Source organism: Streptomyces sp. KL2 (genome assembly GCF_046529545.1).
In the GTDB taxonomy this organism is placed as follows: domain Bacteria; phylum Actinomycetota; class Actinomycetes; order Streptomycetales; family Streptomycetaceae; genus Streptomyces; species Streptomyces radiopugnans.
On sequence record NZ_CP127170.1, the window covers coordinates 573,798 to 589,131 of the forward strand.

Below are 15,334 nucleotides of genomic sequence, written 5' to 3' on the forward strand. Positions count from 1 at the left end.
TCCCCGTCGAGTATCAGGAAGTGGTGCCGATGCCGTCACCCGCAAGCGCCCCGCCCGCTCCTTCCAACCTCAGGCGCGTGGTCACCGCGTCCCTGATCGGCACCACCATCGAGTGGTACGACTTCTTCCTCTACGGATCCGCCGCCGCGCTCGTCTTCGACAAGCTGTTCTTCCCCGAGTCCGACCCGCTGGTCGGTACGCTGCTGGCCTTCCTGACGTACGCGGTCGGCTTCGTCGCCCGCCCGGTCGGCGCGCTGGTCTTCGGCCACTACGGCGACCGGCTCGGCCGCAAGAGGCTGCTGGTGATCAGCCTGTTGCTGATGGGCGGCGCGACCTTCGCCATCGGGCTGCTGCCCACCCACGCCCAGCTCGGCTCCACGGCGGCCGTCCTGCTGACCGTGCTGCGGCTGATGCAGGGCTTCGCGCTCGGCGGCGAGTGGGGCGGCGCGGTGCTGCTGGTGTCGGAGCACGGCGACGCGCGCCGGCGCGGCTTCTGGGCGTCCTGGCCGCAGACCGGCGCTCCGGCGGGCCAGTTGCTGGCCACCGCCGTACTGGCGGTGCTGACGGCGGTGCTGACGGAGGAGGCGTTCGTCTCCTGGGGCTGGCGCGTGCCGTTCCTGCTCTCCGGGGTGCTGGTGCTGGTCGGCCTGTGGATCCGGCTGTCGGTCGACGAGTCGCCGGTCTTCAAGGCCGCGCTGGCGAAGGCCGAGGCGCGCAGGACCGCCGAGAACGCCGGGGCCGCGGCGGCGAAGGCGGAGGCCATGCCGCTGCTGGCCGTGCTGCGCCACCACTGGCGCGACGTGCTGATCGCGATGGGCGCCAGGATGGCGGAGAACATCAGCTACTACGTCATCACCGCCTTCGTCCTGGTCTACGGCACCAAGCACCTGGACATGGACAAGCAGACCGTGCTCAACGCGGTGCTGGTCGCCTCCGCCGTCCACTTCGCGACGATCCCGGTGTGGGGCGCGCTGTCGGACCGGTGGGGCCGCAAGCCGGTCTATCTGCTGGGCGCCGCCGGGGTGGGTCTGTGGGCGTTCCCGTTCTTCTGGCTGATCGACACCGAGTCCTTCGGCGCGGTGCTGCTGGCGGTGACGGTCGGGCTCGTCCTCCACGGTGCGATGTACGCCCCGCAGGCGGCGTTCTTCTCCGAGCTGTTCGCGACCCGGGTGCGCTACTCCGGGGCCTCGATCGGCGCGCAGTTCTCGTCGGTCGCCGCCGGCGCCCCGGCACCGCTGATCGCCACCGCCCTGCTGGCGGACTTCGGCGGCTCGACGCCGGTGGCGCTGTACGTGATCGCCGCCGCGCTGCTCACAATGCTCGCGGTCGGGGTGGCCAAGGAGACCCGGATGCGGGATCTGGAGCGGATCGGCGAGCCCGATGAACCGGGGAAACCCGAGGAGCCGGGGGGTTCCGGCATGGCTGCGGCCCCGCGCGGCGTCTCCTCCTCCGCTGACGGCCGCTGAGCGCCGTCGCCCGCCGACCGCCCCTCCCGCCGGGCGGTCAGCGGGCGACGGCGGCGGACATCCGGTGCAGCCGCAGCGCGAGTTGCACCTCCAGGGCCCTCTCCGGGCACTGCCAGTCGCTCCCCAGCAGCCGCCCGACCCGCTCCAGCCGCTGGGCCACGGTGTTGACGTGGACGTGGAGAACGTCCTTGGTGCGGGCCGGGCTGGAGCCGGAGGCGAAGTAAGCCTCAAGGGTGCCCACCAGATCCGTGCCGCGGCGCTCGTCGTACTCCAGGAGCGGGCCGAGGGTACGGCGGACGAAGCCGCCGATGTCCCGGCCGTCGGCCAGCAGCAGCCCGAGGAAGCCCAGGTCCCCGGCTGCCGCGCCCTCGCCGAGGCGGCCCAGCAGCCGCAGGGTGTCCAGGCAGCGGCGGGCCTCGTCGCAGGCGGCGGCCACCGCCGCCGGATCGGCTGCGGGCGCGGGCACCGGCGGGGAGGCCCCGACGGTGACGGGGGCGTGGACGGCCGCGCCGAGCTGGGCGGCGACCTGCCGGGCCGTGCCTCCGGGATCCCCCGGCTCCCTGGGGTCCCCGGGGACCGCGCACCCTCCGGATGCCTCCCCGCCGGCCAGCGGCAGCAGCAGGACGGTGCCGCCCTCGCGGGCGGCGGCCAGTCCGTGCCGGGTGGCGGCCAGGTGGGAGGCGGCCGACCACAGCCGCTGCCGGTCGGTGGTCTCCCGCCGCCCCGTGCCGCCGTCGGTGTCCAGCCGGGCAGCGAGGACGACGTGCGGGACGTCGAGGTCGGCGCCGAGCCGGGCGGCGCGCTCGCGCAGCAGCCGGGGGTCGCGGTCGGCGGCGTCCAGCAGGTCGTCCAGGAGTTCGCCGCGCACCCTCTGCTCGGCCTCGCCCGCCGAGCGGCGGGCGAGCAGCAGCAGCGAGGTGACCATGGCGGCGCGTTCGAGGGTGCGCTGGTCCATGGGGTCGAGTTCGCGGTGGCCGCGCAGCACCAGCGCGCCCAGCAGTTCGCCGCCCGCGGAGACGGCCGCCACCCAGGCGTCGCCGTCGCGCACCGCGTGGCCGTCGCGGCGGGATCGCTCGACGGCCCGGGCGGGCGCGCTCCCGCCCTCTTCGGAGATCTCCGCGAACTCCACACCGCCGTCGAGGACTTCGGAGACGGCGGCGGCCACGTCGCCCACGCCTCCGCCGCGCAGGACCAGTTCGGTGAGCCGGTCGTGGACTTCCGAGGAGCGTTCGATGGCGGCGCTCCGGTCGCGGATGATGGCGTTGGCGGCCTCCAGTTCGGCCATCGCCTCGCGGGTCTCGGCCAGCAGCCGGGCGGTGTCGATGGCGACGGCCGCGTGGGCGGCGAAGGAGGCCAGCAGCGCGACCTGCTCGCGGTCGAAGACGCGGGGGCGGCGGTCGGCCGCGAAGAGCACGCCGATCACCTCGCGGCCGAGCATCAGCGGCACTCCGAGGATCGCCACCAGACCCTCGTCGCTGACCCCGGAGTCGATGTTGCGGGTGTGCAGGAAGCGCTCGTCGCGCATGTAGTCGTCGGTGACGTAGGGGCGGGCGGTCTGGGCGACCAGTCCGCCCAGCCCTTCCCCCATGCCCAGGCGGAGCTGCTGGAAGCGTGCGGAGACCGATCCCTCGGTGACGCGCATGTAGGTGTCGCCGGCCTCGGGGTCGTTGATGGTCATGTAGGCGACCTCGGTCCCCAGCAGGGAGCGGGCGCGCTGGACGATAGCGCGCAGCACGTCGTCCAGTTCCCGCACCCCCGCCAGGTCGTGCGCGGTGGCGAACAGCGCCGTCAGCTCCGCCTCGCGCCTGCGGCGCCCCTCCAGTTCGGAGCGCACCCGCAGGGCGAGCAGCCGGGCGCGGTCCGCCGCGGGGGTGCCGTCCGGCCGGCCGAGCCGCTCGTACTCCTCGGCGGGCGCACCGCGGGCGAGGAGTTCCAGGAACGCCAGGGGCACGGATTCGGCGGCCGGTCGGGCGGCCGATCCGGCGGCGGACTCGGCGGTGGGCTCGGCGGCGTGGTGCTCGGACATGGGCACAGGGATACCTGCCGGTGGTACGGGCGCGCCAGGGTCGGTGCGCGGGCGTGTGCGCCGGGCGCGCCGGTGTGCGGGCCGGTTGCGCCGGTGTGCGGGTCAGTGCGCCGTCCAGCCGCCGTCCATCACCAGGGACGCGCCTGTGACGAAGGACGCCTGCGGGCCGCAGAGGTAGGCGACGGCCTCGGCGACCTCCTCCGGTTCGATCAGCCGCTTGACGGCGGCGTCGGCGAGCATGACCTCGGAGACCACGCGGTCGGCGGGGATGCCGTGCGCCTCGGACTGGTCCGCGATCTGCCGCTCCACCAGCGGGGTGCGCACATAGGCGGGGTTGACGCAGTTGGACGTGACGCCGTGCGCGGCTCCCTCCAGCGCGACGACCTTGGACAGCCCCTCCAGCCCGTGCTTGGCGCTGACGTACGCGGACTTGTAGGCGGAGGCGCGCAGCCCGTGGACCGAGGAGATGTTGACGATCCGTCCCCAGCCCCGGCCGTACATGTGCGGCAGGGCGCCGCGCACCAGCCGGAAGGGGGCCTCCAGCATCACCGTCAGCACGGTGCGGAAGACGTCCGGCGGGAAGTCCTGTATGGGGCGGACCAGTTGGAGACCGGCGTTGTTGACCAGCACATCGGTGCCGGTTGCGGCCCGCTCGGCGGCGTCGAGGTCGGTGAGGTCGAGGTGGACCTGCTTCAGGGCGCCGGGCAGACCCTCCGCCCGCTCGGCCAGCCTCCGCAGTCCTTCGGCGTCCCGGTCCACCGCGCGGACCTCGGCGCCCGCGGCGGCCAGCCGCAGGGCGCAGGCCCTGCCGATGCCTCCGGCCGCGCCGGTGACCAGGGCGGTGCGCCCGGCGAGGTCGAGCGGCACGGCCGGGACGCCCGGAGCCGGGCCGGAGGCAGGGGACGGGGACGGGGACGGGGGGACGGTACGCGGAGTTCGCGGCGCGGTCATGGCCAGCACCCTAGGCAGCGGCCGCTTCCCCACCGATGTGCGTCGCACCCATACTTCACTCCCCCGCGGTGGTCTGGAACCACGTGGGTCCGTCGCTCCCCGCCCGCTCGATGCGCGTCAGCGCGAACTCCTCCAGCGGGGGCAGCTCGTCCGGGCCGAACCACCCCACCTCCAGGGACTCCTCGTCGTTGACCCGCGCCCGGCCGCCCACCGCGCGGCAGCGGAAGGACATGTCCACGAACTGGCAGACGTCGCCGTTGGGGTAGCGGACCGGGGCCAGCGTCTGCACCAGCACCAGCCGCTCGGGCACGGCCCGCACCGCGGTCTCCTCGTACACCTCGCGCACCACGGCGTCGGCGGGTTGCTCGCCGGGCTCGGGGATGCCTCCGACGATCGACCAGTGGCCGGTGTCGGCCCGCCGTACGAGCAGGACGCGGCCCTCGTCGTCGAAGACGACGGCGCTGGTGCCGGGCAGGAAGAGCAGTTGCCGCCCCACGCCGGTGCGCAGCTCGCGGATGAAATCGGGAGTCGCCATACCGTGAGCGTACGGACCCCTCGCCGCCGGCCGCGGGCGGCCTCGCGGGTACGGGGCGGACCCGTTGCCGCCGGATCGTATCCCGGTGTCGGCCCCAGGGGCTACGGTGTCCCCCACGTCACGGCCCGCGGCGGGCGCCCGGAAGACCTCCGGGCCCGGCGCGGCGGCCGTATGTCTCGGGGAGTCGCAGACGATGGCTTCACCGGCGCTCGGATCACTGTCCGCCGCACCGGAGCGAAGCGGCGTGCCGGATGTCGCCGGTGCCGCGGTGCTGGGCTGCTGCGCCGGCTGGGTGCTGCTGTGCGCGGCCGGGCGGGACGCCCGGCCGGAGGGGGTGCTGCTGGCGGTGCTGGCGGTCGCCGCCGGGTACGCCTGCGGGCGGATCGGGGGGTCCCTGCTGCCGGCCGCCGCGCCCGCCGGGGCGGCTCTGGCCGGGCTGGTCTCGCTCCTGCTCTCCCCCGCCTTCCCGCTGCCGGATCCTTCGGCCACCGTGCCGGCCGGCCGGACGGGCGCCGAGGCAGCCCTGGCGGTGCTCACGGCGGGCGCGGCGTGCTGCGCCGCGTGGGCGGCCGGGAGCGCGCGGGCGCGGCGGCTGCTGCACACGCTGGTCCTGGCGGTCGCGGCGGCGGCGCTGGCGACCGGCTCGCCCGCCGGGTGCGCCGCGGCGCTCGGGGTGCTGCTGTGCTCGCTGGCCGCGGGCCGGATACGCCGCAGACCGCCGGCGCTGACCGCTCTGGCGGCGGCCGCCGCGGCCGTGGCGGGCACCGTCTGGGCGGTGGCCGGCGGCGTGCTGCCGGCGGCGCTGGAGAGGCCGCTCCAGGAGCCCCTCACCTCGCAGCGGATCGTGCTGTGGCGGGAGGCCCTGGCGCTCGCGGCGGAGCATCCGATGCGCGGCGCGGGGCCCGACCGGTTCGGCACGCTGAACCGGGCCGCCGAGCAGGGCGCCGCCCCGGACGGCAAGCCCCACTCGGCACCGCTGCAGGCCGCGGCCGAGCAGGGGGTGCCCGGTGTGCTGCTGCTGGGGGCCGCCTTCGGCTGGGTGCTGCTCGCGCTGTACCGGTCGCCGCGCCCGACGCCGGTGGTGCTGGCGGCGGGCGCGGCGCTCACGGGACTGGCCGCGGTGGCGAGCGTGGGCAACGCGCTGAGCTTCAGCCAGATCACCATGGGCGCGGGGCTGCTGGTGGGTCTGGCGACCGCCGGGGAGGGCGGGGAGGTCCCGTAGCGGGCCGCGGTGGCGAGCGGAGCGCGGTGGGCCCGGCGGGGGCGCGGGGCCCGGCCGGTCCGCTCGGTCTGTCCGGCTCAGCCGGCCCGTACGGCGCGGTCCGCCACCAGCAGCCGCCCCTCGGCGTAACCGCGTGCGGGGGCGGGAAGCTCGGTGGGCCTGCCGCTGTGGAGGACGGTCAGACCGCCGGTGGGGGGCGCCGCCGGGTCCGGTTCCGCGCCGATGCGCCGCAGCGCCTGGGCGGCGACCGCGGCGGCCGAGCCGTACAGCACCGGATCGGGGGCCGGCGGGGATCCGACGGCGGCGCGGATGCGCTCGGCGACCAGTTCGTAGTGGGTGCAGCCCAGCACCACCGACCGCACCGCGCGCGGGGTGAGGGCGGCGGCCGCGGCGACGGCGGCGTCGACGGCGGCCTCGTCCCCCTTCTCCACGGCGTCGGCCAGTCCGTGGCAGGGCACCTCGGTGATCTCGGCCCCGTTGCCGAACCGGGCGATGAGGCGGCGCTGGTAGGGGCTGCCGGTGGTGGCGGGGGTGGCCCAGACGGCCAGGGGCCCGCCCGCGGCGGCGGCCGGCTTGACGGCGGGCACCGTGCCGACCACCGGCACCGCGGGCTCGAGCTCGGCGCGCAGCACCTCCAGGGCGTGCACGGAGGCGGTGTTGCAGGCGACGATCAGTGCGTCGGGCCCGTACGCGGCCGCCGCCCGCGCGCAGTCCAGGGCGCGGGCGGTGATGTCCTCGGCGGTCCGCGGCCCCCAGGGCATGCTGTCGGGGGCGGACGACAGGACGAGGTCGGCGTCGGGTCTCGCACGCCGCACCGCGGCCGCGGCGGCCAGCAACCCGATCCCGGAGTCCAGAAGCGCGATTCTCACGGACCACAGCGTACGGGCACGGGCGGGCGCGGCGCCCGCCGGACGGCCCGGTCGGCGCCGTGCGCGCGGCCGCCCGGGGAGGTCACTTGCGGCCGGGAGTCCACTGCATGCCCCAGCCGTAGGCCTGGTCCACCGTCCGCTGCGGGCTCATCCCGCGTTCGGGCACCAGGAAGCGCGACTCGCGCTGGACGACGAGGTCGCCTCCCTGGTTGGTGATCAGCGCCAGGGCGCAGACGGTGGAGGGAAGGGTGCACTCGTCGAGGGAGAAGTCGACGGGCGCGCCGTGCTGCGGGGTGAGCGTCACCGTGGCGTGGAGTCCGGCGAAGCTGCGGGCGCCCTCGTAGATCGTGACGAAGATCAGGACACGCCGGAACCTCTCCTTGTGGTCGAGGTTGACCGTGAGGTTCTCGCCGGTCTCCACGGCGCCGGTGCGGTCGTCGCCGTCGAGGTGGATGTACGGCGGACGGTGCAGTGCCCCGAAGGCGTTGCCGAGGGCCTGGACGACCCCCTTGCTGCCGTCGGTGAGCTCGTACAGGGCGCACAGGTCCAGGTCGAGGTCCGCGTGCATCGCCATGGCCCGGCCCAGCTTGCTCCCCCAGCCCCTGAACTGCTTGTGCGTCTGCCAGTTGAGGTTGACCCGCATCGTGCCGGAGGTGCCGCCCTGCTTGGCGAGGGAGACCGTGGGGGCCTCCTTGGTCAGGGTGACCTTGCTCAGCCGCACCGGCTGCGGCGCGGACCGCGGTGGCGCGGCGGTGACGGGGGACGCCGGGGCGGGGGCCCCCGGCGAGGAGGCCGCGGGTGCGGAGCGGGACGGCGGCGCCTGCGGCTCGTCGACGGTGATCCCGAAGTCGGTGGCGAGGCCGGCCAGTCCGCTGTCGTAGCCCTGCCCGACGGCCCGGAACTTCCAGGCGCCCTGCCTGCGGTAGAGCTCGCCGAGGACGAAGGCGGTCTCGACGGTGGCGTCCCGGCTGTCGAACCGGGCGAGTTCGGCCCCGCTGCCGGCGTCGAGCACCCGTATGCACAGCTCCGGCACCCGGCCGAAGTCCCCGCCGTCCGCGGAGGCGGCGACGACGACCTTCTCGACGGCGGGCTCCAGGCGGGCGAGGTCCACGGCGAGGGTGTCGGTCACGGCGCCGCCCGCGGGGCGCTTGCCCTCGTGGCGCACGGCGCCCGAGGCGTGCCGCGCCTGGTTGTAGAAGACGAGGTCGCCGTCCGAGCGGACCCTGCCCGAGGAGGCCAGCAGCAGTGCCGAGGCGTCCACGTCCGGCACCCCCGGCCCGGTGCGCCATCCCACCTCGACCCGGACCGAGTCCGCGGGAACCGGGACGTTGGCGCCTTTGAGCATGGTCATGCCTCCCCCTCCGTGGCCGGGCCGTCCGCGTCCTCCGCGTTTCCCCGGACCACCAAACCTATTGCAGCGGGCCGCCTGCCGGGACGCGCGGGAACCGGTTTTCCCCGCCGGACACCCCGCCGGCCTCCGCCGGTCCGCTCTCCGGCCCTCTCGCTCCGGAGCAGGCGGGATGACCGTTTTCTTCGCCTTTGACCAAAGCCGCGGCCGATGACCGCGGAGAACCCGTCAAATGACCTTCTTTTCGCTCTCCCCAACCAGCACATCGTGGGCTTAACTTATGAGTATGACGTCCCCCCGCAGCACCTACGGCGGTGGCTACTACAGCGCGCCGTCCTTCGCTGACACCCCGATCTACGACAGCCTGGTCGCCGAGCGGGGCACCCCTCAGATCGCACCCATACGCGTTCCGGCCTCCCCGTACGAGACCTCGGACCATCTGCCCGCCCTCCCGGCCGCGCTGCCCGCACTGCCCTCGGGGCCCTCCTACCAGTCGCAGCCGGCGCGGGGCTACCCGGCCCCGGCCTACCCGCAGCCCGCGCCGGTCCAGCAGCCCGCGCCGCTGCAGCAGGCGCCCGCGCCGTACATCCCGCAGCAGGCCACCGCGCCGCGCGGCGGGTACGGCTACCCGCAGCAGCCGCAGCCGCAGCAGATGCGTCCGGTCGCCGCCCGCCCGGCGCCCGCCCAGAACCCGTACCCCGGCTCGTACGAGGAGCCCTACGGCCACTCGTACCAGGGGCGCGGTTACTGACCCGCCGGCTGTCCGACCCGGGTGGCAGGATGGGCGCATGACCACGTCCACACTGGCCGCGCTCAACGTCTACCCGGTGAAGTCGTTCGCGGGCGCCGGCACCGCCCGTGCCGTCGTGGAGCCATGGGGACTGTCGGGGGACCGGCGCTGGATGGCGGCCGGTCCCGACGGCGCACCGCTCACCCAGCGCGGGCACCCGCGCCTCGCACTGGCCGCCGCCGAGCCGCTGCCCGGTGGCGGCCTGCGGCTGTCCGCTCCCGGGATGCCGCCGCTGACCGTCGAGGTGCCGGATCCGGCCTCGGGCACCGAGGTGTTCGAGGTGTGGCGCACCAAGGTGGAGGCGGTGCCCGCGTCCGGTGAGGCGCACGGCTGGCTGACGGAGTATCTGGGGACGGATGCGCGGCTGGTCCACATGGACGCGCCCGAGCACCGGCGTCCGGTCACCTCCTCGCACGGCCGCCCCGGCGAAACGGTGAACCTGGCCGACTCGTTCCCGGTGCTGCTCACCACGGTGTCGTCGCTGGACGCCCTCAATCTGCTGATAGAGCAGGGGGATCACCCGGACGAGGGTCCGCTGCCGATGGACCGCTTCCGGCCCAACGTGGTCGTCGAGGGCACCGCGCCCTGGTCCGAGGACGCCTGGCGCCGCATCCGGATCGGCGAGGTGTCCTTCCGGGTGGCCAAGCCCTGCGGCCGCTGCGTGGTGACCACGACCGACCAGGCCACGGCCGAGCGGGGCAAGGAGCCGCTGCGCACCCTGGCCAGGCACCGCCGCTCCGGCGACCGGCTGCTGTTCGGGCAGCTCCTCGTTCCCGAGAACACCGGCACCCTGCACACGGGAGACCCCTTGGAAGTCCTGGACTGACCGACTCGGGTGGCACGGCGGGGCCGGATGAGGCCCCGCACACGCGGGGTCCCCACCGGGCGCCGTTCGTCCTGCTCGCCGTCAAGCAGGTCGTGCGGCCCCGCCGTGCCACCTGGCGGTCCGGGAGAGGAGCGCCGCTCCACGCCCCGCCCCCGGGTGCGCCCCGCCCGAGCGGGCGGCCCCTCCCGGCGCCGGCGGCCACGGGGCGATCGGCCCGGGCAGGGCCCGGGCGCCGCCGGGCGGCCGGGAGCCTTTCCGAAGGCGTCCCCATGGAACGGAACACGGAGGCTGCACCGCACCGGCCGCCCATGGGCGGCCGGACGGCGAAGGCGCACCGCCACGTTAGGCAACGGGAGGTTGCGGGAACGTTGCGCCCCGGCTGCGCGGGGCGCCCGCCCCCCGCGGACGTCCGATCCCGTAGGCGTCGCGCAGAGCTTCCAGCCGTGCGCCGGGCACCGCCCCGGCCTCCGGGGGCAGCGCGCCGACCAGGGTTTCCCATGCCTGGAGGTCGTCCTCCCCCCAGGGGGTGCGCACCCAGGTGTCCAGCAGTTCCGGGTCCCGGCGGGCGAGCAGCGCCCGCCGCAGCCTGTCCTCCAGCTGCCGCCGCATCCGCACCACCCCGGGCGCCTCGGACAGCGGCAGCAGCGGACCGCGGTAGGCGGCCAGCGCGGTGGACAGGTCGCCGGCGTCCAGCGCCTCGGCCACCGTGTCGCGGTCGGTGCGCACCCGGGCGGTCAGGCGGTACGGGCGGGAGGCCAGCAGCGGCCCCAGCACCCCGCGCAGCCGGGACAGTTCGGCGCGCAGGGTGACGGGGCTGACGTCGCGTTCGCCGTACAGCTCCAGGGCGAGCCGGCCGCCGGAGAGCCCCTCGGGGTGGGAGGCGAGCAGCAGCACGATCTCGCTGTGTCGCGCCCCCAGCCGTACCGGCGCATCGGACCGGCCGGTGCGGAGCAGGGCGCCGTCGCGGCCCAGGGCCTCCAGGGTGCGGACCGGGGCGGCGGCCGGGAGCAGGGCGGCGAGCTGTGCCTCGGCAGCCCGGGCGGTGGCCTGGACGAGGGCGAGGCTGTGCGGTGAGGCGAGGTGGTCGCCGCCGGTGATGTCCACGACGCCCAGCACCCGGCGGGTGCGCGGATCGTGGACGGGGGCCGCGGCGCAGGTCCAGGGCTGGGCGGGGCGGCAGTAGTGCTCGGCGGCGAAGATCTGCACCGGATGTCCGAGGGCGAGCGCGGTGCCGGGGGCGTTGGTCCCGGCGTGGGACTCGGACCAGCGGGCGCCGGGGACGAAGTTCACCCGCTCCGCGCGCCGCCTGACCTCCGCGTGGCCCTCCACCCACAGCACACGGCCCTGCTCGTCGCAGACCGACAGCAGATGGGCGCCGTCCTCGGCGATGCCTCCCAGCAGCTCCCGGAACAGCGGCATGACCCGGCCCAGGAGGTGCTCCCGGCGGTGGGCGTCGAGGTCGTCGTCGGCGAGGTCCACGGGGGCCATCTGGTCCGCTGCGACCGACGCCCTGGCCGATCGCTGCCAGGAGTCGGCTATCAGTCGGCGCACGGGCGCGCCGACCGCTCCCCCGGCCAGGAACGCCTCGTGGGCGCGGCGCACCGCTCCGGACCGTTCGGCCGGGTCCGCACCCGCCTCCAGCGCCAGCCATTGTCTGAACACGCCGCCATCGTGCTGCCGGGGAGGGCGCCGCGGCAACCGGGCGGCGGACGCGGAGTGTCGCGCGGGCGCTCGTCACGGAGCGCGGCCTCCGCCCCGGCGGCGCGCACGGGTGTGGCCGGCCGTGCGGAGGGGACACGGGGCACAGGCGCCGCGTGTCCCGGAGGGCCCCGAAGCCTCCGGGGGCCGGCCGGGCGGCGGCCCGAGTGACAGCCCGAGCCACGACCGGAGGTTCCATGCAGACGCACCCCCCGCTCACCGACCGCGAGTGCGCCGAGCTGGACGCGCACTGGCGTGCCCTGAACTACCTGGCCGCGGGCCAGCTCCACCTCCGGGGCAATCCGCTGCTGCGCGAGGAGTTGCGGCCCGAGCACGTCAAGCCGCGGCTGCTGGGCCACTGGGGCACCTGTCCGGGCCTGGGCCTGGTCTACACCCATCTGAACCGGGTGATCGGCACCCGTGACCTTGACGTGCTGTGCGTGTGGGGACCGGGGCACGGCGCGCCCGCGGTGCTGGCGGGGAGCTGGCTGGAGGGCACCTTCGGGGAGCTCTGGCCCGGTATGGGGCGCGACGAAGCGGGGATGGCGCGGCTGTTCGAACGGTTCTCCTCCCCCGGCGGGCTGCCCAGCCACACCTCCCCGGTGGTGCCCGGCTCGATCCAGGAGGGCGGGGAACTGGGACACTCCCTGTCCCACGCCTACGGGGCCGCCCTGGACAACCCGGACCTGGTGGCCGTCTGCGTCGTCGGGGACGGCGAGGCGGAGACGGGGCCGCTGGCCGCCTCCTGGCACTCGAACAAGTTCCTGGACCCGGTGCACGACGGCGCGGTGCTCCCCGTCCTGCACCTCAACGGCTACAAGATCGCCAACCCGACCGTCCTGTCCCGCATCCCCCATGAGGAGCTGGACGCCCTGCTGCGCGGCTACGGCCACGAGCCGCTGTACGTGACGGCCGCCCCGGACACCCCGCCCGCCGAGGTCCACCGCGCCCTGGCCGCCGCCATGGACACGGCGCTGGAGGAGATCGCCGCGATCCGGCGGGCGGCGCGTGAGGAGGGGGCGGCCGGGCGGCCCCGCTGGCCGGCGATCGTGCTGCGCACCCCCAAGGGCTGGACCGGTCCGCGGGAGGCGGACGGCGACCCGGTGGAGGACACCTGGCGCTCCCACCAGATCCCGGTCAAGGACGTGCGCGACGATCCCGGCCGGCTGCGCGCGCTGGAGCGGTGGCTGCGCTCGTACCGGCCAGAGGAGCTGTTCGACGGCTCCGGCCGCCCCCTGCCCGGGGTGCTGGCGCACGTACCGCGCGGGGAGCGGCGGCTGGGGGCCTCGAAGCACGCCGACGGCGGCCGGCTGCGGCGGCCGCTGCCGCTGCCCGGCCCGGAGGCCTTCGCAGTGCCGGTGGATCGGCCCGGCGCCTCCTCCCACGAACCGACCCGGGTGCTGGGCGGCATGCTGCGGCGGATCTTCGAGGACACCGCGCAGCGGCGCGACTTCCGGCTGACGGCCCCGGACGAGGCCGAGTCCAACCACCTCCAGGACGTCCTGGAGGCCACGCCCCGCGCCTGGCAGGGCGCCTCGCTGGAGACGGACCGGAACCTCGGCGGCGGCGGCCGGGTGATGGAGGTGCTCTCCGAGCACCTGTGCCAGGGCTGGCTGGAGGGCTACACCCTCACCGGGCGGCACGGGCTGTTCACCTCCTACGAGGGGTTCTCCACCATCGTGGCGAGCATGGTCACCCAGCACGCCAAGTGGCTGCAGAGCGCCCGCGAGGTGCCCTGGCGGGCTTCCGTCCCGAGCCTGAACTACCTGCTGACCTCGCATGTGTGGCGCCAGGACCACAACGGCTTCTCCCACCAGGACCCCGGCTTCGTCGACCACGTCCTCACCAAGAGTCCCGAGGTGGTGCGCGCCTACTTCCCCCCGGACGCCAACACCCTGCTGTGCGTGGCCGACCACGTGCTGCGGACGACGGACACGGTGAACGTGGTCGTCGCCGGCAAGCAGCCCTGCTTCGACTGGCTCGCACCGGAGCAGGCCCGCGACCACTGCGAGCGCGGCGCCGGGGTGTGGGAGTGGGCCGGGACCGAGCGGCCGGGACGGGAGCCGGACGTGGTGCTGGCCTGCGCGGGGGACGTGCCCACCCAGGAGGCGCTGGCCGCGGCCTCGCTGCTGCGCGAGCGCCTGCCCGAGCTGGCGCTGCGGGTGGTGAACGTCGTGGACATCGCCCGGCTGATGCCCGCCTCGCGGCATCCGCACGGGCTGCCGGACGCGGAGTTCGAAGCGATGTTCACCCGTGACCGGCCGGTGGTGTTCGCCCACCACGGCTATCCGTGGCTGATCCACCGGATCGCCCACCGGCCGGGCCTCCACGACCGGCTGCACGTGCGCGGCTACCGGGAGAGCGGGGCGACCACCACCCCGTTCGACATGGTGGTCCGCAACGACCTGGACCGCTACCGGCTGGTCATGGACGTGATCGACCGGGCGCCGGGGTTCGCGGAGCGCGCCGGGGGGCTGCGGAGGTCGGTGCGGGACGCGCGTGAGCGGCACCACGGCTGGATCCGCGAGCACGGCACCGACATGCCCGAGGTCGCCGACTGGCGCTGGCCCGGCTGACGGGCCGGGCGGCCGGGCGGCGGTCAGGCGGCGGTGGGGACGAGCACCACGGGGCAGTGGGCGTGGTGCAGCACCGCGTGGGTGACCGGGCCCAGGCGCATGCCGAAGAGGCGGTGGCGGCGGTGCGCGGCCAGGACGACCAGGTCGGCGGCGGCGCTGGCCTCGACCAGCGCGTGGCCGGGCCCGGCGTACACCGTCTCGGCGCGGGCGTCGACGTTCGGGTACGCCTCGCGCAACCCGGCGACGGCGTCCACCGGCACGCTCTCCTCGTAGCGGGCCTGCTCCTCGGCGATCTCCTCCAGCATCCGGGTCGGCGGCGGCACCATGACACCGGGGTAGACCGGCAGCTCCCAGGCGTGCAGGACGAGCAGTGCCGCCGCCCGCCGCTCGGCCTCCTCGAAGCCGTAGCGCGCCGCGTCGGTGTCCGTCCCGTACTCCACGCCGACGACCACGGCGTGCCGGGGGCGCTCGTTGTCGCCGCGCACGACCATCAGGGGCCCCTCGATGTGCGCCGCCACGCGCAGGCTCACCGAGCCCAGCAGCAGCCCGGTGAAACCGCCGTGGCCGCGGGTGCCGACCACGGTCAGCGCGGCCCGGCGCCCGGCGCGCACCAGCGCGGCGACGGCGTTCTCCTGCGCCGCCGACGGCATCACCTCCAGCCCCGGGGCGCTCTCCCGGGCCCGCTCCGCGGCCGCCTCGGCGATGTGCCGGGACTGCCGGGCCAGCGCCCGCCGGTGCTCCTCGTCGGCCGAGCCGGCCCTCGCGGACGCGTCCGCGCCCCCGGCCGCATCGGCTCCCCCGCCCCCCTCGTCCTCCCGGGCGGCACCGGGGACTCCGGGGGCGGCGCCGGGCGCGAGCCGGTGGGTGGGAGCGCCGCACAGGACCTGCAGGGGCGCGCCCCGCAGCACGGCCTCCTCCACCGCCCGGTCCAGGGCGCGCAGGGAGTGGTCCGAGCCGTCGACGCCGACCACGACGGGGAGCTGGGCGGAGCGGTTCACTGTCCTCACGTCTCCGTGGGCGGGCGGTC

Annotated in this window: 12 protein-coding genes; 5 read left to right on the forward strand and 7 right to left on the reverse strand. The window is 75.8% G+C overall.

Annotation, left to right across the window (positions count from 1 at the left end):
* Window positions 1-29 precede the first annotated feature (29 nt).
* Window positions 30-1,466 (forward strand): MFS transporter, encoded by a 1,437-nt coding sequence (locus QPK52_RS02600; RefSeq protein ID WP_410535301.1) that lies wholly within the window; start codon window positions 30-32, stop codon window positions 1,464-1,466.
* 37 nt (window positions 1,467-1,503) lie between these two features.
* Here the strand turns inward: QPK52_RS02600 and QPK52_RS02605 are convergent, their stop codons facing one another.
* From QPK52_RS02605 to QPK52_RS02615, 3 genes are all read right to left on the reverse strand, one after another.
* A complete protein-coding gene (locus QPK52_RS02605) occupies window positions 1,504-3,492 on the reverse strand; it encodes a helix-turn-helix domain-containing protein (protein WP_410535303.1) in 1,989 nt (662 codons plus the stop codon).
* A gap of 102 nt (window positions 3,493-3,594) precedes the next feature.
* Window positions 3,595-4,443 carry a 3-hydroxybutyrate dehydrogenase gene (locus QPK52_RS02610; protein ID WP_410535305.1) on the reverse strand — a complete coding sequence of 283 codons (849 nt, stop codon included), beginning with the start codon at window positions 4,441-4,443 and terminating at the stop codon, window positions 3,595-3,597.
* Between the two features lie 55 nt (window positions 4,444-4,498).
* Complete coding sequence (locus QPK52_RS02615; protein WP_410535306.1) at window positions 4,499-4,978, reverse strand: NUDIX hydrolase; 480 nt, start codon at window positions 4,976-4,978, stop codon at window positions 4,499-4,501.
* A 193-nt stretch (window positions 4,979-5,171) separates the two neighbouring features.
* Between QPK52_RS02615 and QPK52_RS02620 the strand changes: the two genes are divergently transcribed.
* Complete coding sequence (locus QPK52_RS02620) at window positions 5,172-6,200, forward strand: O-antigen ligase family protein (RefSeq protein WP_410535307.1); 1,029 nt, start codon at window positions 5,172-5,174, stop codon at window positions 6,198-6,200.
* 77 nt (window positions 6,201-6,277) lie between these two features.
* Here QPK52_RS02620 and QPK52_RS02625 read toward each other — a convergent pair whose 3' ends face one another.
* Together QPK52_RS02625 and QPK52_RS02630 are read right to left on the reverse strand one after the other, a co-directional pair.
* On the reverse strand, window positions 6,278-7,069 hold the full coding sequence (locus tag QPK52_RS02625) for a glutamate racemase (RefSeq protein WP_410535308.1): 792 nt from the start codon (window positions 7,067-7,069) through the stop codon (window positions 6,278-6,280).
* 82 nt (window positions 7,070-7,151) lie between these two features.
* The gene (locus tag QPK52_RS02630; RefSeq protein ID WP_410540167.1) at window positions 7,152-8,414 is read right to left on the reverse strand and encodes a TerD family protein; all 1,263 of its coding nucleotides are present in this window, start codon (window positions 8,412-8,414) and stop codon (window positions 7,152-7,154) included.
* Between the two features lie 289 nt (window positions 8,415-8,703).
* On the opposite strand from QPK52_RS02630, the gene QPK52_RS02635 reads away from it, so the two are divergent.
* Window positions 8,704-9,168, forward strand: a complete 465-nt coding sequence (locus QPK52_RS02635) for a DUF6643 family protein (RefSeq protein WP_410535309.1) — start codon at window positions 8,704-8,706, stop codon at window positions 9,166-9,168.
* A gap of 37 nt (window positions 9,169-9,205) precedes the next feature.
* On the forward strand, window positions 9,206-10,033 hold the full coding sequence (locus QPK52_RS02640) for an MOSC domain-containing protein (protein ID WP_410535310.1): 828 nt from the start codon (window positions 9,206-9,208) through the stop codon (window positions 10,031-10,033).
* Window positions 10,034-10,375: 342 nt separating this feature from the next.
* Here the strand turns inward: QPK52_RS02640 and QPK52_RS02645 are convergent, their stop codons facing one another.
* Window positions 10,376-11,695, reverse strand: coding sequence for a GAF domain-containing protein (locus QPK52_RS02645; RefSeq protein ID WP_410535311.1), 1,320 nt, complete (start codon window positions 11,693-11,695; stop codon window positions 10,376-10,378).
* Window positions 11,696-11,928: 233 nt separating this feature from the next.
* Between QPK52_RS02645 and QPK52_RS02650 the strand changes: the two genes are divergently transcribed.
* Entirely contained in the window at window positions 11,929-14,307 is a 2,379-nt protein-coding gene (locus QPK52_RS02650; RefSeq protein WP_410535313.1) for a phosphoketolase, read from the forward strand.
* Between the two features lie 23 nt (window positions 14,308-14,330).
* Here QPK52_RS02650 and QPK52_RS02655 read toward each other — a convergent pair whose 3' ends face one another.
* A complete protein-coding gene (locus QPK52_RS02655; protein ID WP_410535315.1) occupies window positions 14,331-15,314 on the reverse strand; it encodes a universal stress protein in 984 nt (327 codons plus the stop codon).
* Window positions 15,315-15,334 lie beyond the last annotated feature (20 nt).

What these genes read in the sequence shown, in the direction of transcription:
- QPK52_RS02620 (WP_410535307.1), top strand. Translation starts at nt 5,172, where the DNA reads ATGGCTTCACCGGCGCTCGGATCACTGTCCGCCGCACCGGAGCGAAGC.
- QPK52_RS02630 (WP_410540167.1), bottom strand. Translation starts at nt 8,414, where the DNA reads ATGCTCAAAGGCGCCAACGTCCCGGTTCCCGCGGACTCGGTCCGGGTC.
- QPK52_RS02615 (WP_410535306.1), bottom strand. Translation starts at nt 4,978, where the DNA reads ATGGCGACTCCCGATTTCATCCGCGAGCTGCGCACCGGCGTGGGGCGG.
- QPK52_RS02635 (WP_410535309.1), top strand. Translation starts at nt 8,704, where the DNA reads ATGACGTCCCCCCGCAGCACCTACGGCGGTGGCTACTACAGCGCGCCG.
- QPK52_RS02640 (WP_410535310.1), top strand. Translation starts at nt 9,206, where the DNA reads ATGACCACGTCCACACTGGCCGCGCTCAACGTCTACCCGGTGAAGTCG.
- QPK52_RS02610 (WP_410535305.1), bottom strand. Translation starts at nt 4,443, where the DNA reads ATGACCGCGCCGCGAACTCCGCGTACCGTCCCCCCGTCCCCGTCCCCG.
- QPK52_RS02605 (WP_410535303.1), bottom strand. Translation starts at nt 3,492, where the DNA reads ATGTCCGAGCACCACGCCGCCGAGCCCACCGCCGAGTCCGCCGCCGGA.
- QPK52_RS02650 (WP_410535313.1), top strand. Translation starts at nt 11,929, where the DNA reads ATGCAGACGCACCCCCCGCTCACCGACCGCGAGTGCGCCGAGCTGGAC.
- QPK52_RS02600 (WP_410535301.1), top strand. Translation starts at nt 30, where the DNA reads ATGCCGTCACCCGCAAGCGCCCCGCCCGCTCCTTCCAACCTCAGGCGC.